At 55.3% G+C, this 20,065-nt stretch carries 20 protein-coding genes; 1 reads left to right on the plus strand and 19 read right to left on the minus strand.

Features of this window, described 5'->3' with window-relative positions:
- Positions 1 to 5: 5 nt before the first annotated feature.
- Genes GNG29_RS13420 through GNG29_RS13445 form a run of 6 tightly spaced genes read right to left on the minus strand, consistent with a single transcriptional unit; the run spans position 6 to position 9,136 of the window.
- Positions 6 to 1,577 carry a hypothetical protein gene (locus GNG29_RS13420; RefSeq protein WP_156654711.1) on the minus strand — a complete coding sequence of 524 codons (1,572 nt, stop codon included), beginning with the start codon at positions 1,575 to 1,577 and terminating at the stop codon, positions 6 to 8.
- A 60-nt stretch (positions 1,578 to 1,637) separates the two neighbouring features.
- Entirely contained in the window at positions 1,638 to 6,635 is a 4,998-nt protein-coding gene (locus GNG29_RS23355; RefSeq protein ID WP_156654712.1) for a DUF1983 domain-containing protein, read from the minus strand.
- Positions 6,636 to 6,690: 55 nt separating this feature from the next.
- The gene (locus GNG29_RS13430; RefSeq protein ID WP_156654713.1) at positions 6,691 to 7,284 is read right to left on the minus strand and encodes a tail assembly protein; all 594 of its coding nucleotides are present in this window, start codon (positions 7,282 to 7,284) and stop codon (positions 6,691 to 6,693) included.
- Positions 7,272 to 8,003 (minus strand): C40 family peptidase, encoded by a 732-nt coding sequence (locus tag GNG29_RS13435; protein WP_156654714.1) that lies wholly within the window; start codon positions 8,001 to 8,003, stop codon positions 7,272 to 7,274. Before GNG29_RS13435 ends, GNG29_RS13430 begins: the two co-directional genes overlap by 13 nt.
- Positions 8,004 to 8,015: 12 nt before the next feature.
- Positions 8,016 to 8,786 (minus strand): phage minor tail protein L, encoded by a 771-nt coding sequence (locus GNG29_RS13440; RefSeq protein ID WP_059349861.1) that lies wholly within the window; start codon positions 8,784 to 8,786, stop codon positions 8,016 to 8,018.
- On the minus strand, positions 8,786 to 9,136 hold the full coding sequence (locus tag GNG29_RS13445) for a phage tail protein (RefSeq protein WP_156654715.1): 351 nt from the start codon (positions 9,134 to 9,136) through the stop codon (positions 8,786 to 8,788). Before GNG29_RS13445 ends, GNG29_RS13440 begins: the two co-directional genes overlap by 1 nt.
- Before the next feature lie 315 nt (positions 9,137 to 9,451).
- Between GNG29_RS13445 and GNG29_RS13450 the strand changes: the two genes are divergently transcribed.
- On the plus strand, positions 9,452 to 9,727 hold the full coding sequence (locus tag GNG29_RS13450) for a DUF4236 domain-containing protein (protein ID WP_156654716.1): 276 nt from the start codon (positions 9,452 to 9,454) through the stop codon (positions 9,725 to 9,727).
- A gap of 506 nt (positions 9,728 to 10,233) precedes the next feature.
- Here GNG29_RS13450 and GNG29_RS13455 read toward each other — a convergent pair.
- From GNG29_RS13455 to GNG29_RS13515, 13 genes are all read right to left on the minus strand, one after another.
- Entirely contained in the window at positions 10,234 to 10,620 is a 387-nt protein-coding gene (locus GNG29_RS13455; protein ID WP_127472154.1) for a hypothetical protein, read from the minus strand.
- Positions 10,621 to 10,721: 101 nt separating this feature from the next.
- Positions 10,722 to 13,877 carry a phage tail tape measure protein gene (locus GNG29_RS13460; protein ID WP_156654717.1) on the minus strand — a complete coding sequence of 1,052 codons (3,156 nt, stop codon included), beginning with the start codon at positions 13,875 to 13,877 and terminating at the stop codon, positions 10,722 to 10,724.
- The gene (locus GNG29_RS13465) at positions 13,877 to 14,164 is read right to left on the minus strand and encodes a DUF1799 domain-containing protein (protein WP_156654718.1); all 288 of its coding nucleotides are present in this window, start codon (positions 14,162 to 14,164) and stop codon (positions 13,877 to 13,879) included. Before GNG29_RS13465 ends, GNG29_RS13460 begins: the two co-directional genes overlap by 1 nt.
- Positions 14,165 to 14,181: 17 nt before the next feature.
- Entirely contained in the window at positions 14,182 to 14,520 is a 339-nt protein-coding gene (locus GNG29_RS13470) for a phage tail assembly chaperone (RefSeq protein WP_156654719.1), read from the minus strand.
- 64 nt (positions 14,521 to 14,584) lie between these two features.
- Positions 14,585 to 15,517: a phage tail tube protein gene (locus GNG29_RS13475; protein WP_156654720.1), complete on the minus strand. Its 933-nt coding sequence runs from the start codon at positions 15,515 to 15,517 to the stop codon at positions 14,585 to 14,587.
- A gap of 47 nt (positions 15,518 to 15,564) precedes the next feature.
- Positions 15,565 to 16,014, minus strand: a complete 450-nt coding sequence (locus GNG29_RS13480; RefSeq protein WP_156654721.1) for a phage tail terminator-like protein — start codon at positions 16,012 to 16,014, stop codon at positions 15,565 to 15,567.
- Positions 16,004 to 16,603: a hypothetical protein gene (locus GNG29_RS13485; protein ID WP_156654722.1), complete on the minus strand. Its 600-nt coding sequence runs from the start codon at positions 16,601 to 16,603 to the stop codon at positions 16,004 to 16,006. Before GNG29_RS13485 ends, GNG29_RS13480 begins: the two co-directional genes overlap by 11 nt.
- A 2-nt stretch (positions 16,604 to 16,605) precedes the next feature.
- A complete protein-coding gene (locus GNG29_RS13490; protein ID WP_156654723.1) occupies positions 16,606 to 16,959 on the minus strand; it encodes a hypothetical protein in 354 nt (117 codons plus the stop codon).
- 1 nt (position 16,960) lies between these two features.
- Complete coding sequence (locus GNG29_RS13495) at positions 16,961 to 17,443, minus strand: DnaT-like ssDNA-binding protein (RefSeq protein ID WP_156654724.1); 483 nt, start codon at positions 17,441 to 17,443, stop codon at positions 16,961 to 16,963.
- Positions 17,444 to 17,445: 2 nt separating this feature from the next.
- Positions 17,446 to 17,802, minus strand: a complete 357-nt coding sequence (locus GNG29_RS23360; RefSeq protein WP_231736524.1) for a hypothetical protein — start codon at positions 17,800 to 17,802, stop codon at positions 17,446 to 17,448.
- 39 nt (positions 17,803 to 17,841) lie between these two features.
- Positions 17,842 to 18,978: a P22 phage major capsid protein family protein gene (locus GNG29_RS13505; RefSeq protein WP_156654725.1), complete on the minus strand. Its 1,137-nt coding sequence runs from the start codon at positions 18,976 to 18,978 to the stop codon at positions 17,842 to 17,844.
- 16 nt (positions 18,979 to 18,994) lie between these two features.
- The gene (locus GNG29_RS13510; protein WP_156654726.1) at positions 18,995 to 19,747 is read right to left on the minus strand and encodes a DUF6651 domain-containing protein; all 753 of its coding nucleotides are present in this window, start codon (positions 19,745 to 19,747) and stop codon (positions 18,995 to 18,997) included.
- Between the two features lie 106 nt (positions 19,748 to 19,853).
- Positions 19,854 to 20,063, minus strand: coding sequence for a hypothetical protein (locus tag GNG29_RS13515; protein ID WP_156654727.1), 210 nt, complete (start codon positions 20,061 to 20,063; stop codon positions 19,854 to 19,856).
- Positions 20,064 to 20,065: the final 2 nt, after the last annotated feature.

A 20,065-nucleotide genomic window follows, 5' to 3' on the forward strand; every position in this document is an offset into this window, starting at 1 on the left:
TGTATCTAATCGTGGGGGCAGGTCAGTGCTACCGTCCTGCTGTTAATTTTCCCATCGAAGTACATGCTAGTCGTATTGTTGGCATCTACAGATTGTGCGTAAACTTTTCTATCGATTGGATATGTAACTGGTAGAGATGGCCCGCTCCCACCAATATATGTGAAAAGGGTAGATGCTCCCGCCCTGAATATAATATCGTTGTTGGCGCCGGTCGCCCTGATAAGGTCAGCGTAATTATTACTGGGCGTGACATATCTATTAATAGCGATTTCAAATGCCAGTGTCCTGTTGAACGCATCCCCGAGTAGTTGATACCCAACATTACCAGACGGTTGTAATGAGAGCTTATCAGCGGCTCTTGTTACAGCTGAGGCTGCTGTTGGGATATAACTGGTCATCACTGGCACGGCCTCTAGTTGCGCGCCCCAGACATATAAACCTGATACACCGTCCCCGGTGTAGCTCGCGGTTACGCCGTCCTTAGCTAATTGAAGGCGAACAACTGTGCTCTGACTCGTCGCAGCGGTAAATGTCATCCATACGCGATAGACACCATTACTGAGGACGTCAAACCCACGATCAACATATTGAGCCCCCACTCCGCCACTCCCAACAAACGCCCCTGCCACCGGGTCAAAGAAGACACCGGACGTACTTCCAGAAGCAATACGTAGATATAAAAGACGTGAATTTGTATGGGCTTTGACAAACACCGAATAGCAATAAGTTGTCCCTGCTGTTAACGTAATATTACGGTCTTGCGAATAGTGTTCAGAATTATTAGTGTCCTCAACCAATAACGCCATCGTTTTATCGCCACGAGGAGAGTCACCGGCATTATTTGTAGTGGTGATGCGCTGGCCTGCACCCCACTGTTCAGAGTAAGTATATAGGTTTGAACTAGACCCCTCTAGTAATAAACCTTCACGTTCAAAACGAGGTTCATTAATATCTGCGACTTGCAAGACATCCGACTTATCTCTATATAGTGCTATTGTGGACCTAGTAAAGGTTGCGGATCTCGTCGGTAGTTCCACAATTTTTCCAGAAATAGTCAACGTGTCGTATGGTCCAAAACCAGCATCTAATTTTGAACTATCGTTCAACGGTATACATACATCAGGGGACGGCGCCGCCTCATAGGGTACAGACGTCAGCAGCTGCGCGGCGGCCAGTGATGCGGCGGCACTGCTGGCGCTGGCGGCTGCGTTGTTCTCCGACGTTTTGGCATTCGTCTCAGACGTTTTTGCGTTCGTCTCAGAGGTTTTGGCATTCGTTTCGCTGGTCTTGGCTGCTGAAGCGCTGCTTGCCGCTGCGGTTTTTGATGAGTTCGCATTCGTCTCAGAGGTCTTTGCATTTTTCTCTGATGCTGCCGCTGCAGCGGCGCTGGCTCCTGCCGCACCGGCTTGGGCGATCAGCTTCGTCCAGCTGGGACCCGTCTTTTTCGAACCGTCTGCCAGGGTTACGGTGACGTCACCGGTGCCCGATAAAATCAGGTCCTGGTTGATGATGCTGCCTTGCGCCAGGCGAAATCCTTCTGTGACGGCTTTCGCTAAATCGTCATCAAGTGTGGCCATTCGTGATGTCCTTAAAATAAAAAACCCAGCCGGAGCTGGGTTATAAGGGTGGGATTCATATCAATTACCGGAGTAACCAGAAAAGTTTGGGGTATTTCTCTTGGTGATTAATACCATTGATGGCTGCATGTCCATATAAGCCTCGCCATTAGCTATTCCTCTCAGGCCAACACGTATAGCTACAGGCCCTGAATTTGCAGGAATATCCAGACTAGCCGTAACAGGTACATAACAGTTTACCTGGCGTTGAGTGTTATTCGGGCCGGCATACGACAGCCTTAACCCAAGAGGCGCGACTGTAATATTACGTCCGTTTATATTGACGTAGGCTTCCATGGCAGCGTTATAACTATCACTTTCATTCCATACGACAAAGGTCGGTACAGCGATAGTGACATCATATGGAACACCACCCGCCCAGGTAACCTGTCGATAGAAATCCTGTTGTTTGCCAGGATCCCCCCGATACCTGCCACCAGGGAACGAGAACATATTAACGACATCGCCTACGATTTTATTCGCGTACACGGTGCCCTTGAAGTCTCCATCTGTAGCGTAAACCGTACCCCGGAACTCTCCGTTGGTGGCATAAATCGTCCCCCGAACCGTCACACCGTTAAACGTGGCATACCCGGATTTATTGATATGCCAGCCGACATTGCCGGTACCGTCCCAGTTGCTGGACTGAATGTAATTACCGATCTTACCGTTATCAATAGAACCGTCCTGGATGAACACCGAACGCATGAATATCTGGCCGCCGGTCGAAGCAAATACCAGCTCCTGGCCGTTCGTCGTCGGGTTATATACCGCGAACGTATCGGCAGAAATCAGGAAGTTTGATGCCCCTGTGCCATCAATACCCAGTTGGATACCCGCGATGCGTTTAACACCGTTTGCCTCCACCTGAACCTTAACGCCCCACTGCGCTTTCAGCTTGCCGTTAATGTCAGCAACAGCCTCGCTGGTCGTCTGGACATTTGCATTGGTATCGCCGATTGCAGCCGTCACCTGCTCAATACTGGTCGCGGTAGCGCTCTTCAGATCCGTAACGGCTTTATCAATGCGCGTGATGGCTGCGGCGTTAGTCTGGCCGTTTTGCTCAACCGTGGCCTTAAGCGTCGTGACCTGCTCCGCCACAGCGCTTGTGGCATCCGCGGCGGTCTTCCGGGCCTCTGTGATTTCAGCCATCGTTTTTGTTTCACCAACAGCAAACGTGACGCGCTGATCAGAGAAAGCCATGAAGTTGGCGAGAGCGTTGCTGACGTTGCCGACAATACCGGCGTCGCGGCTGGCCGTGTTGCCATCCACATCCACTTTCAGGCTGTCGATACGGCGACCGAGCGCGCTGTCTGCATCCGTGCGGGCCGTGGTTTCCGTGCTGATGTCCGCCGTGTTCTGGTCTGTTGTGGCTTTTACAGCAGCCAGCGCGGTAGTTTGCGCTTTGTTGTTATCGGCTACAGCTTTATCGATACGCGTGATATCGCCGGTATTTTTCCCGACGGTGGTCTGCAGGCCCGACAGCGTGGTGGCCTGCGCCTCCTGCTCAGTCGTCAGCGTTGCCAGTTCCTGCGTCACGCTGGCTTTGTTGGCGTTAACGGTCGATTCCAGCGCCGTCCGGGCTGTCACCTCCGCTTCCTGCGCCGTGATGCGCGCCTGGCGTTCGGTGAAGAGCAAGCCCGAGGCCAGCTTCGACGGATCATCACCGGTATAACCGCCCCGGATCTGCGTAGCCAGCGTTTCTCGCGCTGTGGCTTCCGCCTGGTCGCCAGCGACACGGGCTGTCGTTTCCTGCTGCAGCGCCGCCATACCCGCGCCGGGCGTAGGCCGTCCGAGCGCCACCCAGTCAATCAGAAAGTAATTCGTCGCATCCTGCTTAGTGGACAGATCCAGCCTGAACTGATTCATCGTGGTTTCAGTCAGCCAGGGGATATTGTCGAACTCAAGCGTGGCGATCCCGTTCGCGTCATAAGCAGGCTCAGCGACGGTGACCATGTTGGTGTCGTTAAAGCCACCGGTACCCCGCCACCGCAGTTGCCCCGCCCAGCCCGGCGCCCCGAACTTCCTGATGCGCAGTTTAACGAAGCGATAGGACGACGAGTTAATACCCAGTGAACCGGGAGACTGCACCCATGGATCGGTGGCATGGTTCGACGGGCGGATCCACCCGTCAACAATCGTCGGGGTCCCGTTCCCGGACCAGCCCTCTACCGTCGAATCGAAGTACCAGATTTTGGCCGGGTCGAACTGCGAACCGGTGCCAGCAGAAATCTGCCCAATCTGCTGCGCCAGTGACTCGGTGGTGGTCTGGATCGTCTGATTGACGTTGCTGATATCCGCGACGCGCTCGTTCTTCTCGGTCAGCAACGCCTGGCCACGTGCTGCCGCTTCATCGGTGATTGCTTTCTTACGGTCCGTGACCTCCTGTGCCAGGCCTGCTTTGGTTGCCGCCGACTCTGTCGTAACTTTGCTGATGTCGTCGTGCGCTGACTGAATATCGTCGCTGAGATCAGCGATATCCGAGGTGAGTTCCTTATACGCGTCTGTCTGTTTGATCTGGTTGTCGATATCCACCAGGTAATCGGCCGCAACCGAGCTGCTGCTGCCCTGAATGAAGTCAGTCCATGCCGACTTATTGCCGGTGCGATCCACAAGCCGCGCGCGGTACCAGAATCCTACCCCGGCTTTCAGGCCCAGTTGCTGATAAACATGCTGCGGATAGGGTACCCCGGCCAGCAGAAGCGGATTTGTGCCAGTCGATGCAGTGGAATACTGGATCTCCGTCTGTAAGGTATCGCCGGTACCAGCCGGGAAATCCCAGTCCAGCTGTACGCCCCAGAGCAACGGCGTGGTACGGAAATTGGCGGGCTTTGGCACATCACCGGCCCGGCCCTTGAGATGCGTCAGCACTGAGGTGGCCCACAGGCTGGATGCGCCGCCAGCGTTAATCGCCCTGACACGCACCAGGTAATCACCTTCGTAGATCCCCGGCACTTCGACATTGCGCAGCCCGGTTTGCGGTACGTTAACCCACTCACTATCACCCCGGCGCCACTGTGCCTGGTAGGCGATAACGTCTGCCTGCGGTTTCCCGGCTTTATCCAGCGGAGCATCCCAGGAGGCTGTCAGCGTGGCATTGCGCTGCCCCTGTCTCACTGAGTCGTAGCTCGATACCACGACGTTTCCGGGCTGAGAGACAACACCAGTAGGAATCAGGCTGACAGGCGGGATGTCCAGGCGCGCATTGTTATCGACAGCGTCATATTTCGAGGCGTTGTATTCCGCACCCGTAATGGTGTAGGTGTTCTCCTCGTCGTTGAATGTCAGGTTCATCACACGGAAATACTGCAGGCGCAGCTGTCCGGCATCGATAACGAAAACAGCATCTGGCGCTGGCGCAGAGGAAAACGCCGTGGCCACGATTAACTGCGTGCCGTTGACCGCCTGAATGACCCGGTTTTCCACAATGCCGCCCTGTGTGCGGATCATCAGCGTGTCGCCCGGGACGGCGCTGGTCCCGCGATCGGTTGTAACGGCCTTAAGCCCGGCGTTGTAACTCACAACGCGCCCACCATACACTCGCCCGGAAAAACGTTCATCCGCAAAAGCAAACACGGTGCCGGGAACATAGGCAAAGCCATCCAGCCCGGTTTGCAGCGTGATCAGGCGATCGAGATAGTTGGAGTACACCGCCCAGCCGCCGCGACGCTGCGCCTCACTCTCACGCGTACAGCCAATGGCAGTCAGCTGCGTCTGCTTGAATTTGAACTGCTTAACCAGGTCAGGAAACATCACCGCAGTGGTGCGATCCTGATAGTGGTTGTCCGGGTCGCTGAAGTTAATCAGCGCCGAACTGTAGCGGTTCTTCTCGCTGCCGCTGGAATAGTTCGGCTTTCCGACGACCGATGCGCGGGTGAGGATCTGCAGCTTCGTCGTGTCCGCTGGCATGTCCGAGACAACATTGAACATGTTGTTGCCCCAGAATGTCATACCGTTGAAGCCAGCGGCGATATCCTTAATCACCTGCCAGGCATCGGCCTGCGACTGGATATAGACGTCAAACAGGAAGCGCGGCTCGGTACCGGTGCCGCCCTTACCGTCCGGCACCTTCTGGTCACAGCGCTGGGCTATGCGGTACAGTTCCCACTTATCCAGCATGGCTGCCGTTACCCGACGACCCAGGCCAAAGCGCGGCTCCGTGAGTACATCGAACCAAATCCACGCCGGGTTATTCGACCAGCCCCATTTGAATGTCCCATCCCAGGTGCCGTTATAAACCCGGCTAACCGGATCATAGTTCTGCGGGATGCGGATAATCCGCCCTTTCGGCTTGCAGGATATCTTCGGGATGTTGTTGAAGGATTTTGCGTTGAACGACACATACAGTAGCGCGGTATGCGGATACCGCAGGCGCGCGTCGATCACCTCCGTGATGGCCTGCACCTGTGTCTTGTTCTGTAGCATCTGGCTGGTGCTGTCGGCAGTGTCGCGAACCACGCGGATCTGCCAGCCGGTGTTAGCCTTCGGCAGATTGATGCGATGGGTCAGCTCGTACAGTGAGCTGAGCTTTTCGGTTACGGTTTTGGTGAGCACAGTGCTGTATGCACCGCCATCTAAAGCCACATCGATGTGATAGGTGACGGAAGTGCCGACGATATCGCCATCATTCTCCTGCTGCTGCAGACCGGTAATGCCGATACGCACCAGCACTGCGTCAATCTGGGTATTGCTGATGGCACGGGTCCAGGGAGTGACCTTCGTCAGCGACACGCCAATGCTGGTCTCGTTCTCCACGGCTGGGAACCCGGGGATCGGCGACTGCGTCTGCGTGCCCGGACGAAAGTCCCAGGAGACATTCTCGAAGTTCATCGATCCGTCGGCGTTGCCCAGCGGCGTGCCGTCAAGGAAGATCCGGGTAGCATCCAGTCCACCAGCGAACTCGCCTTCACCGAGCGCCAGCAGCATACGGCAGCGCGCCATCGACTGCGCGGAATCGGGTTGTTCAACAGGCGTGTGCTGCTTCTGACTGCCGCCTTTTGCACCAGTAATCGTTGCCATATTGCATCCATAAAAAAAGCACCCGATTGGGTGCTAATTGAAGAGTAAGAAATTCTCAGATGTCCTCGGCCACGATCCCCGCACTGATTATGGCGCCGCCAATTTCGCGCTCGCCATACAGCAGCGCGACCGGGTTGCCCATCGCCAGGGTGTTCACTGCGCCGCCGAAGGCATAGCTGGGCTTATTGTCAGGGTCATCGCGCCCCTGAAGGCCTTTGGGCTGCGGCGAGAGCATCTGGTAGATACCGCCTGCAGCCATGCCGATACCAGCAGAAATCATGGCGCCACCGACCGGACTGGCCCAGCCAGCAGAGAGGCCAGACACCACGATGCCCGCCACCACCATCACTGCGCCAAGGATCGTCTGAAATAAACCTGCCTTTTTCGCCCCTTCCAGCACAGGCGCGATGCGGATATCACTGTCACCACCCAGCTCCTTGAAATCCTGTTCGCCGATGTTGCGTTTGCCACGAAACACCGCGAAGGTCATGCCGTTTTTTTTGGCATTCATGAGAAAGCTTTCCAGCCCGTCCAGGTTGATGCACAGCGCTTTTACCGCTTCCGCTGACGTCTGCACCGCCAGCCGGTGAACGCGGCCAAACCGGGCACCCAGCGCGCCATACAATCGAATCGTGGTTAAGCGCGCCATGGTTTAATCTCCTGCGGCAGGTCTTTGTGCCGAACGCAGATCATCGTCCGGTCTTTAAAATATCCACGGGCATAAGGTGTGATACAGGATGGCTGGCCGTACAGGTGGTGCAGCAGCTCGCCCTCTTCGGTGATGATCCCCGCATGGTTCCACTTGTCCGACTCGACCTGCATGATCACCATGCACCCGGGCGCGGGGTCGCATTCGACAAACCCCTCGCGCTCCCAGTTATCGAAATAGAGGTTGTCCGGGTACTGGCTTTCCCACCACGGATAATCCACGCGGAAATCGTTCAGCGTGACGCCCTGTATGGCGTGCCAGTCCATGACCAGGCCCCAGCAGTCGTGCGAGCCAAGGAGGAACGGGCGGCCAATCAGCGGGATGGCGTCCGGTGTTATCTCTGCGTAATCATCGCAGTCCGGCGCGTAAATGCCCCAGACCACACCAGAGTTATTACACTGCTGGCGATCGAGGTCAGACGGAATAGGTCGTGCGCCATCGCCCGGGTGGGAGTGAATGACGCGGATAATGGTTCCTGCGTCCTCGGCGTTCGCCCAGTGCAGACCATCGATTCTGAAATGCTCGGTCGGGTTTTCGTGGCTGTTCGGCACCGGGATATAGCGCTGGCGCCGTCCTGACTGAATGACGAAGCCGCAGCACTCGCGTGGGGATTCCTCCAGCGCATGCGCCCGGATCGCCGTCATAATGATTTTGTTCATGGGTATATCCGGTTATCGGGTGAAGAGAACTGTCGCCGGGTAGCCGCCGAAATCAAGAACGGCAGTGTTCGGTTCTGCCAGCCCGGCGCCGAAACGCTTGCGGCAGTCACTGAGGCAACCCCCGCATACATCAAACGCCGGGTCAGCTACCGCATTACCCTTCGCATCGAAATATGCCGTGCCGTTGTAGGTGCAGCCGTCACCGCTGCGGTATTGTCCGCGCAGTGCCCATTCGCAGAGAGAGGTGATCTGCCGGGTGGGTATAACCAGGTTCTGCAGGTCTGCCGGGCTACTGAGCGACCAGGACACCATCTCGTCATCTTCAGAGGTTTTGGTGTCCAGCCAGAAGGTCTGTAGGGAGAACATCGTCGGGTCTGCTGTCGGATTAACACCGCCCGGGAAGTTCACCGCATCCAGGTAAACCGCGTAGGTGTCAATGATGCTTACCTTTGCATTCACCATGTCTTTAAACTGGAGACACAGCGCAGTGATATGGCCGTCGAGGTTAGACACGCTGAGCTTTGGCTCGGCGGCCTGATCCGTTGAAAGCGCCAGGTCGGCAATCTGGAAGGGCCAGAACTCGTAGGCGTTGCCATCCCAGATGATGGGCTTCGGCCCCAGCCTGGCCTCGTCGCCGTTCGCCGCGTCTATCTCGGCAGGTGAATGGGGAAACGGGCTGTAGTGAAAGCGGTGGATCCCGCCGCTGAACTCTGAGGCATCCACTTCGACCAGGCGGACCCTGCCACCTGGCGCCAGCTTCGCCGCCTGATCAACAAGTGCCATTATGCGTATACCCCATAGGCCCGTTTAATAGTGAACGTCAGCTCTGCGAATTTGCTGCTGATCTGGTTTTTGCGAACAGAGTCGGCGACAACGCGATACATTCCCTTCTCTTCGCCCGGCGGCGTAATGATGAAGGCCTTCACGGTATGAGCCAGAAGGAAATCGCGCACTGCGTTTACCTCTGTCTCAGTGCCGGTATGTTTCATCGGCACCTGGATCGCGGTGGAGTTGATGCCGTTCTCGGCAACCTGCTCATAGCCATCGCCAAACTGCGCCGCACGCACCGTCTGGCTGTATTCAACAGCACCAGCGCCGAGCTGCGAGCGCCAGCTGTAGGTTTCGACTGCCATGTTTGCTCCATAAAAAAGCCCCGCATTAGCGAGGCTTGGGGTGGTTGAAAGCCCCGGACTGGGCTTGGTTGTTAGTCGGTTCTACATGAACTCATTCGGAAGGTGTAGCACCACAGCGACAAATTTAAGAGCCCAGATGACAATGTGCTTCTTAATAGATTGCTGTAATATTGCGCGCCATTCAAATCAACTGCTCGCTTTTCAATCAACTAAGATTAGCTAAGACACCCTTTGATATGTCAAAATCTAACATGGAGTTATAAGCTGCCACAGAGCGGCCCTGCCCCATCGCATCTTTAATTAAAGGAGTTTCCAATGGGGTTTAGATTTCGCAAACGAATCCGAATTGCTCCCGGACTCGCTATAAATATCAGCAAAAGCGGCGTAAGCACATCAATCGGTAAAAGCGGCTGTACCACAAATATCAGCAGTAGAGGCGTAAAAACAACGCTTGGCATCCTTGGCACTGGAATTTCATACACCGCCGGTACTTCAGGGAAAAAATCTGCTAATAAGAAAGGCAGCAGCATAATTAGCAATCTTATTTGCTTATTTATTTTATTTGTGATTTACAAAGTTTTTACTTCATAAATTCTTATTACAATAACCTGCATAAACATCGCATTACATTAATATTGGTAAGGATTAACAAATGAAAAAAGTACTAGCACTGTTACTGGTAGTAGCATTCGGCTTGATGACCACTAACTCAATGGCCTGCCCGAAAGGTACACATCCGCATGGTGGAACTGGTTCGCATCACGCGGGCGGCACTTGCTACTAACAGTTGGGCGGCTTCGGTCGCCCTTTTAATATCAAAAGCACATCTGAGTAGGTTATCAAGCCTCCACAGAGCAGCCCTGCACTATCGCTTCATATTTGTTCAGAGGGTCACATGAACCGGGTTTGGCTAATCGTGTTGATTGTCACAATTTGCGCTGGTTTGGCGCAGGATTACATAACTGAAAAAGCAGCTGAACGCATTACTACAATCAGACAGTCATGTGTGATTGGGCATGGTTGCAAGAACATGTAGCCCATCTGAGTGGGCTGTTATTGAAGTCCGGCCAGGACTTGGTGGTTATGGTCAGTTATGCTTAACTTCCGCTCAATTCTTCAAGTCGGTAATCAGTTTTACCGTCTTTATCTTCGACGCATACAGCTCTGAATTTCTGCTCAAGGCCGAATTTGTTCTTGGCGCTAAACTCCTGTGTTGCGTAAAACTTCCCGTCATTACCCAGCAACCTTTTTGCACCAAACGCAGACATATTCAGGGTGCTTTTGTTAAGGACTGATTTTTTAACGTAAGCATCACAGGATTCACGAAGCTGATCCAGTTTCGCATCAGAAAGTTCTTTGGCCTCTTTCTGCTTCTTTTCTGCTTCGGACGGCTTATTAAGTACAGCAGCAATACCGACCACAATGATGAGAAGAATAAGCATCCCAACAGTCTTGAGAATTTTCATAAATATTTTTTTAAGCACTATCATCCCCTGATTAGTATGTTTTTAAACATGATAACCAGGGGATGCATTGCTGTAACCAGGCGCGCGTGATATTGCCATCTCAGGATCACAACCCAGGGTCACTTGCTCTGGAACTGCCTGCCAAGAAGGCCATCGCTTCGAGCAGCCCTCACAAGGATCTCCGTTACCTTAGTTTCTATTTCTTTCCCTAACGCCCGCGCTGCAGCGCTGCCATCCCCAGACGTGTTAGATGATGCATTGCCCTTATTATCCACATAAATATCTATGTTGACCTGCGGCTGCGCACCACCCCCACCCTGTGCCCTGACACCAAGCCGGCCAGCGGAATCACGCGTCAGCGGCATGATTGCCTCAGCGCCAGCCTCAGCGAAGACACCCCCCTTGGCAAACTTAGAGGCCCCCTGGAATGTGAAATACTGAGGTGTATCGTACACGCCATTCACATACTTACTGAGACCCGGAGATTCATATACTCCGCCTTTAGCGTTAAATGTTAAACCTGCAGCTGCGTTCGCGTATGCTCCACCAGGTGTGTTGCCACCTCCTGATCCCCCACTTACCCACCCCATCGCAGCCTGTACTGCATAGGCAACCATGAGGCGGTTCGTCACATCCAGGATCATCTTGAGCATCGATTTCCCGAACTCTTTAACCGATGCTTTGCCTGTTGTCATAAGCTCGGTCAGCATGTCGCTCAGTCCTGTTAGCGTGGAGCTGGCAACATTCTTTACGGCATCGTAGGTATTTATGGCGGCGTCCAGATACTCATTCCAGCCGCTTACTGCACCAGCTTTCCAGTCACCGCGCAGCTTATCCTCTTCGGCGTAGTAATTGCGAAGTGCTGCCAGCTCTTTTTCATAACCAGCATCTTCAAGCTTGCCACCGCCATTCAGCCATCCCTGTCGAAGCTGAGCTTCTTCCATCAGGCGCTGCGTTTGACGACTACTTAACCCGGCGCTATCACGCAATGCATCGGTTTTTTCAGCCATCTGGGTGACATATTTGTTTGCCTGCTGCGCCAGCCCGTTAATCTTCTGCTGGGCCTCAACTTCCTTATTTTTCTGATCCACAACTTTGGCGGCGTTGAGGATGGCCTCACGGTTCGATAGAAGAGATTTCTCCTGTGCGCTCAGAGCGCGAGACTTAGCAGCCTCGTCCAGCTCGGCAAAATGGGATTGCTGTTTGCTGAACTCGGTATTTTTGGCGTGAACATCTCCCGTCTGACGCAGCGTTTCGAGCGTTTCCGTTAGGGTTCTGGCCTGGGCGCGGTAGTTCTCCAGGGTGCGATCGCCAGCATCCAGCGTAGCTCTTGCCTCTTTGGTCTTTTTGGCAGAGTCCTGGGTAAGCTTCGAAACTGCATCTCTCGATTCGCGACTTGTACCCCCTTCACCCTTGACCGAGATTCCTCGCGCTTCAGCCTCGTAATTAGCTTGCGCGTTTGGTGCGGAGATCCGTTTCCAGAGTTCATTGTAGCGTTTTTTATTGGCTGCGATTTCTTTGTCAGCTTCAGCCCCAGCCTTTTTCATTGCCTCGACATCCATGCCGAGGAAATTTGCCAGCGCACCACCACCAGGAATTTTTTCAGCCCATCCGGCAACTGTTCCGGTGAATTTAGCGTCAAGCGAGGTGAGATTCAGAAACAAATCATTGATGGATGCTTTCAGCAAATTGAAGATATCAATGATTTGATTGCCCCAGGCCCGAACTGTAATCCCGATTTGGCCGAAAATGTCGGAAGAGGAGGCTTTTAGTCCGTTCCAGGCTTGCCCGATATTATCGGTGGCCTCAACAATTTTGTTGCTACGGTCCTCCATAGTGCTGGCAAACAATGTTATCGCTTCGTTTGCAGCTGCTGTTTTGCCCTTAGTTTTTTCAAGGGTGATGATGTGCTTCATCATAGCTTCATCAACAAAGCCATATTGCTGATTAAGGCTTGCCAGCGCCTTAATAGGATCGCTTGCCAGCCGTGAAAAGTCCGCCAGCGCAGCCTTCGTATCGAGGCCAGCATCGCCCATAGTCATAATGGATTTGGCGATTTTAGTCATCTGGTCGGCGGTATACTTCCCGGTGTCATTAAGTTGCACCAGGGTATCAACAGAATCAGCCAGGGACGCGCCAGCATTTTCTGCAACATCTTTTGCCGCGTCATTCAATTGCTGCATTGATGAGAAGCCAGCCCCTCCCATCAAAATGAGCGATCTGGCAACATTGTCGAACTGCTGGGATGAGCTATATGCAGCTCCCGCCAGAACAGCCAGAACGGCTACAGAACCCGCAATAGCAAGGTTAAAGGTATTTAGCAGACCACCCGCCCGCCCCAGTTTTTCCGCTGCCTCACTCGTGTTATTAAGACCTTCAGCAGCATCACTGATGTTTGTTGCCGATTCAGCGGTCTCTCTGCTTTCTTCGTTAAAGCCAAATAATGCATCTCTCAGAGCCTGGAGCATTGGACCGAGGCCCCCGAAGGAATCCTTAATCTGCCCACCCTGCTGTAGCAGGATCAGGAATGGGGATTGTCCACCTGCCAGTTGAGTAGCAATATCGGTAAACTGCGCCGGGAGCGTGCGCAGCGCAGCACTGTACTGCCCCACAGAAATTCCAGCGCGGCGTGCAGCGGCCTCCTGTCGGGATAGCGCCTCAGGCAGCACGTCAGCCACGCCAGAGAGCCGTTCACGCGTCTGGTTGAGGATGGTGTTGAAATGCTCGAACTGGGTTCCGTTAATGCGCCCTGCTTCGAAGTGTGCCACCAGCTGCGCATGCTGCTCGTCCAGCGAGTTGAATGCGCGGATCGTCGGGTCGATTGAACCCAGCAGGTTCTTCAGCGCGGCTGATTGCTTCTCTGCCGCCTGAGTGGCCGCGAGTTCTGCCTGGGCACGCGCAGCTGCTTCGCCGGTATCCGTCAGCTTAAGCCGGGTATCGTCGAGGATTTTGTTGTAGTGCTGAAAATCATCGGTATCCAGAAAGCCTTTGGTCTGGAAGTTACGCAGAGCGGCCTGTTGTTCGTCCAGCCGGTTCAGCGCTTTGTTTACCGGATCGATATTCTCAAGCAGGCCTTTCAGCGCAGCCTGCTGCTCCTTAATGCCTTCGCTACCCTGCTTTGCAGACTCAGCACCAGCGCGGAATACGCTGTTAAGGTCATCAGCTTTGCCGACGGCACCAGCCGCGGCTTCACCGAGTTTATCCAGCTCATTGCTGGCAGTTTTCAGGTCAGAAACATCGGCCCGCAAAGTAATCGAGGCGATCTGGTCTGTCATTATTTCGTCTCCTTATGCATTACTTTGAGAGCCTCGCTTTCCATAATCTGAAGGTCAGCCATGCAGGCCGCCGCATCATCAATCCCGTGTAACTCAAACACCCAGGGGAGAACGTTGTAATCAAGGCCGGTCGCCCCGCCCGCGCCAACGCGCCATTGAGTCGCCAGTGCAGAGAAGATAGTGAATGATTTCCATACCGACGGCAGGATCCCCACCTCTTCCTCCACGTCCTCAGGCGTCAAACCAAAAGCGGCTAACTCCGCGAGAGTCGGTCCGGGCGTGTACAACGCTGCGGCGACCTGCCTCAGTTTTTTTCTCGTACACCCATCAGCTCTTTGGTATAGGACAGGCCGATGTTGTCGAACGCGCGCGGGTAGTTCTGCAGTAGAACGATCACGTTATCGCGGTTGAACTCGTCAGGCAGTGCCCAGCCGTCAACGATCGCCATCAGGTAGTCGGCCTGTGGCTCGATAAGGGACTTTTTGCCTTCGGCACCTTTGCGCAGCTTCTCATCCATGGCGTACAACTCTTCGAGCGTCTTATGGCGGAAGGTAAAGGTCAGCTTGCCGTCTTCAGCACCGGCGCGCGGAATGCTGGCAGTGGCGGGAAAGGTCGGGTTTGGGATCAGGGAGAATTGGGTCATTTCGGTTCCTTAGAAAGGTGCAGGATGGGGCCGTAAAAAAGCCCGGCGAACCGGGCCAGAATGGTTAGCTGACCGTGACGACACACGCACCAGAGGTGATGGTCTTGCCCGCGGCGTCTGTGACTTCGCAGGTGTAAGAGCCAGCATCGCCGGATACCACAGACGGGATGTTGAACGTCGAGGCCGTTTTGCCCGGGATAGCGGTACCGCCTTTCTTCCACACGTAGGTGTAAGGCGCGGAACCGCCCTGCATGACAACCGCCAGATCCAGCGCAGAACCAGAGGCGACCGATTTGGTTGCAGGCAGGTCAGTCAGGAAGACCAGCGGCATAGCGGAGGAGTCGGCGATCGGGTAAATCTGCATATCCGATTCGAAGTTCATGCGCGCTTCGTTGCTTTCCACGGCGTTGATTTCGGTACGTGGCACGCGCTGGAACGACACTTTGGCAGAGTAGTAACGATCCGCTTTCCCGCGAGGGTTGTGGAACCAGACCGCCGTGGTGTCGCTGGAGTCGTCCAGGTCGATGAGGCGCTTGTAAATCGCCAGCTGCGGGTCGTGGGCGAACGTATAGACCTGAACCACGGCGTTTTTAAACGTCGGGATGGTACGGGCCTTATCATCTTCCAGGAACTGGACACTGATGGTCTGCTGGTCGCCGCCTTCGGTAGAGAGCGTCATGACCTGAGGCATAGTGATCCACGAGTCGATTTTGCGCAGTGTGCCTGCGCCGGTGCCCGCCGGGAATTTCTTGGTATCGGTGGTATCAAACGCTTCCAGCACAATTTTGGTGCCGGTCACCGATTTAACGCGCAGCACCATGTTATCGAGTTTGAGCCAGCCAGAGCTTACCTGGACGACATCGCCCGCAAGGATCCCGGCAGCGGAGGCAACGGTCAGTTCGCATTCCGTCGCGTTGGAGGCTGCTGTGAAGACAATCGGCGCAAGATAGGCCTTGGCCACGTTCACACGTGACCCGTTAGGGATTGCGAATGCCATTGCATTCTCCTGAATTGAGGTAATAAAAAAACCCACCAGGCGGCGGGTCAGTAATCAGCGCGGTACTGCATGCTGACGGGGGTGGTGTAGGTTATAGAGCCGCTACTGCCGTTTGGTGCTGATGTCGGACGATCCTGTATCGGCGTACGCACCTGCGGTGGACCGTTGATGTAGACGGTCAGGTCACCATCCACCATCGGCAGACCTTCGGGGAAGGCATCAACAACAGACTTTGCCAGTCCCCTGGCCTGAGACACGCCGCTGCCGGCAGGCGCGATGATGTTGAGCTGGAGAATGCCCTGATAGGTGCGCAGTTGGCCTTCCAGATCCTGCCCAACGGTCTGCGCAGGCAGGATATAAACACGCCCGTATGGCGCATTATCCGGGGGAGTGAACGCGATGTTCGGCCAGGCCACCGGCAGGCCAAGCGACGAGCAGATAACCGCAACACGGCTCTCCAGCAGGCCAGCGATACGCATTGACTGGTCACTGGCCATTACGCACCTCGCTCATTGCCTCACGGAACATTTGCGCGGCATCCAGCGCAGTGATACCCACCATGCCGCCGGGCGCCTGACCAGAGTGCCCGTTCTCAAGCGCTGCCGCATAACGCAGATTATTGGTGAAGTAAATCGAGCTGACCTGGCCCACCCTGAACACTTCGAGCACCGCCATGCCACGGGAGTTTGAACCCTGGCCGGAAGCGTCCGGTGTATCGTTGGACTGCGTCGGCTGGCTGTCGAAACCCACATACCAGTTGTTTTTGAAGCGCCCGCCGACATAGCCCTCAGGCTTTTTGATGTCCATCGAGTCATTTACGCGCAGACCTCGCTTAAGCCGTCCCGATTTGGTCAGGTTGGCAGGGTCATCGCGAAGGGCAGCGTTATGCTCCCGCACCGCAGTGTTGTACGCCGTCGCGGTCTGGTTGACCTGCCAGATATCCGGCTGGCCCACCGGGGACATCTCAACCAGTTGAGCGAGGATTTTAATACCCGTCCGGCGCACTACCTGATCCATCTCCTGCTTCGAACTATCCACAAATAACTGAATGGCAGCCAGGAACGGCTGATTAACAGAGCTGGCCATAGTCACGCCCTCAGTTGGATGTTGTAGGAGATGAGTACATCGGCAGGCTTAACCGGATTAGGCTGCACCACCCGCCATGCTTTGCCGTCGATCTCGATGCGGTCGTCAATAAGTACTTCCGTTTCGGCTGTGGCCGCCAGTTTTTTATCGCCAGTAGTAATCAGAGAGCCATCTATTTCACGAGATGAGTATTCAGTGACAACGCCAGTGACGGTCGCAGTGATAGCCGGGGTGGTTACCTCTTTGCCGAACTGATCGCGGGTAGTGCCGCCACCGCGGGTAAGCGGATAAGTCTTCCCGTTCTCGGTCAGCAGTCGCGTTGCGGTGTTTCGAATGCGGCGGTAGTCGATTTGCATATCACCCCCTTTCGATGCGGATCTGATTGCCGCCCACCACCAGCCCGCGCAGCGATGAATAGAACCACGGGAATGAAGGCGCGGCCTTGTTGGTTCCCGGTTCGTACTGGACAGTCACCGCACCCTCGACGCGTTCCATCGTCACCGCCCCGCCACCAACAACCGAAGGCGTGAGATCTATCTCCTGCGATTCGAGAGCCAGGCGGCACTGGGCGTCAACGAGGCGCTGCGGGATGGAGTCATCAGGAAGGTCAACGCCATCAAAGCGCACGCCCGAGCGCGGCCACGACAGCGGCTGCGATGTGCTGGAGCGCTGGCCGCGCCAGGCCTTCCCTTCGAGGAAATCCATAGCCTGCATCAGCATCTGGCCGCACTCACCGTCATCGGCAGGAACGGTATACCCGCGCCCCGCCGCGAACGCACGCAGGTCAGCAACGCTGGCGTAACTGTTGAAGGCAGGTGAATGGGGATCGGCAACCAGCATGGTTATTCCTCCAGACGCCAGTCCAGCGCCAGCCAGTTATCCACCTCGTCAGGGTGAACCTCAGCGCTCAGCGGGCCGCCGGGAAATTCTGGAGTATCGCGCACCATCACCACCAGCTCAATACCCTGCTGGTCCTGCTGGTCCTGCTGGTCCTGCTGGTCCTGCTGGTCCTGCTGGTCCTGCTGGTCCTGCTGGTCCTGCTGGTCCTGCTGGTCCTGCTGGTCCTGCTGGTCCTGCTGGTCCTGCTGGTCCTGCTGGTCCTGCTGGTCCTGCTGGGCAGGAGCATGTTCAGCTCCGTTCTGCGCGGCAAGCTTCTCAGCCTCACGCTGCGCGCGCTGCTCTTTGGTTAATCCGGCCATTGGGCCTCCTAAAAACAAAGGGGCCGAAGCCCCTGTGGGTTAACCCATGATGATGGTGGAATGTTCAGGCTGAACAGATGCCACACCCCATGCCACGCCAACCTCGTAACGCACCTGACGGTACTGGCGATACAGCGCGATCTGGAAGGTGATACCAGAGACCGGATCGGTTACGTTCATCACGTCGTCAGCGGTATCGCCGCCTTTAGGCATGGCCGGGGTACGACAAGCCAGCAGAAATGCGTTACGGTCAAAGGCAACGTTTGGCGCGAACTCGCTCAGCACAGTGACAGTTGCCTGGTCTGCAAGATCCTGACGCAGGCCCGGCGCACCGATGGTGATAGTGGAAGAGGTTGCCGCTACGACCATGTACTGGTTGTCATCGCCATCGAACTTCACTGCTGTTCCGGCAGCAATACCGCCAGTGCCAGCAGAGATAGCAACAATGATGTCGCCCTCTTTCTTCGCGCCGTTGACCTTATAGCCCGCCGCAGTGCTTTTCGCGGTGCGCTTGATGTTGGCGGATTCGTGCAGGTTAAAGCCCATCACACTACCAATAATGCCTTCACGCAGCAGTTGATCGGTACCGGCTTCGTTCGCTTTGAACAGTACGGACTGTTTACCACGGATGGACGCCATCGCTTCGCCGCCCAGGACCATGCGCATGTCAGTGGTTGGTGCGCCGTTATCAGTCAGCACCTGGCGAGCGTTCGCCGCATCAGACAGGTCGTCTTTGATGCTGAACGGGGTGTCTTTCGGCGCACCAATTGCACGGGAAGACTTGTAAGCCAGCGCTGCCAGGTCAGCGTCCATTTCGTTGCTCAGTGCGCGGAATGCCTGAGAGAACTGGTCAGCCAGGACAATGTCATAGGTGCCTGACGGCCCGATGGCAAGCTGCTCTTCACCATTCCATTTGACCGGGGCCATTTTGGACTTGGTGATTTTGACGTCCACAGTACCAATGTTCTGATCACCGTCGTTTGGCGCGGTTGCCGCCGGAGTGATATCAACGGTGGTGGTTTTTGGTGCGACCGGTGCGGTCACGGTTTGGTCTTTAGCCGCGGCATCGGCTTTGGCGTTACGGGCCACCGCCGGGATAAAGCCCACCTGCTCGCGGGATACGCGATTCAGGGCGGTGAAGATGGTTGGGATGAGGCCAGTGAGGGTGTTGGACATTCAGGTTTCCTTTCGGTTAATCAACGATGCTCGTGCCGCCGCCAATTACCGTTTGTTGTTCAACTGGCGGTAAGGCGTCGAAAGCAGCGCGTTTCATGGTTTTCTGCCCGGCCTGATGCTGCGACTGGTGAGAGCCACCGCCGCTGTTGCCGGACGCTTTGAGGATGTAGTCTTTCTGCGGATGCAACTCGACCAGAGATTCCAGCGCTTCATCGAAGCCAGCCAGTTCGCCAGGCTTGGTGCGGGAGAACACCTTGTTGCCCTGCCCGTCGTAGGCCACGACCTTGCCGTCTTCGATTTTGAAGTTCTGGCCGAAGTGGGAACGCACGAACTCAGCCGGGATCGCCATCTTCTCGGATATGAATTTCGAACCACCGAAGCGGCCGCCGATCATCTCGTCGTAGAGCTGGGTTTCGAGCTGTTTGGTCTTGCCGTTCGCTTCGTCCAGTTGCTGCTGGTAAACCTTGGTAATCTCGGCCTTCACCTGGTCAACGGCGCCAGCGTCGATCAGCTTCTTCTGGTCGATTTTGGTCATCATTTCCAGGGCCTCAAGCGCCTTGGTCGGGTCGGAGATGCCAGCGAATTTCGCGAGGTTGGCTTCCGCCGCTTCCTTCGCCTCACGGTGGGTTTTGGCTTCACCGTTCAGGGAGGTGATTTTGGTCATCGCTGCGGCTGCATCGAACGGGAACACTTTGCCGTCATCATGGACGTACACAGGCATACCGTTTTCAACAACCACATTTCCGTTAGCATCGAGTTTGAGTTTCATTGTTTTGCTCCAGCCTTCCGGCCATTGGTAGTGGGTCATCCGACCCGGTCACCGCGTCGCATCCGCTCGGCGGCAGGCATAAAAAAAGCTGCCCGGAGGCAGCCTGTTAGATAAATTCAATGGTTATTACGCCGCGTAGCTTGCGGGAATAGATCTCATCCCGCTTTCGCTTGTGGATCCGCAGCGGGTGTGGATGTATGCAGGCGATACCTCGCTTAATGTCAGCCCATATGCAGCTCTTAAGTTCGTTGCCATTAACGAACACTCGGCGCTTGCCGCAGCCATCGCCCACGCAGTGAAAATTGTCGTTACGCATCT

It is taken from the genome of Leclercia sp. Colony189 (genome assembly GCF_009740165.1).
GTDB lineage: Bacteria > Pseudomonadota > Gammaproteobacteria > Enterobacterales > Enterobacteriaceae > Enterobacter.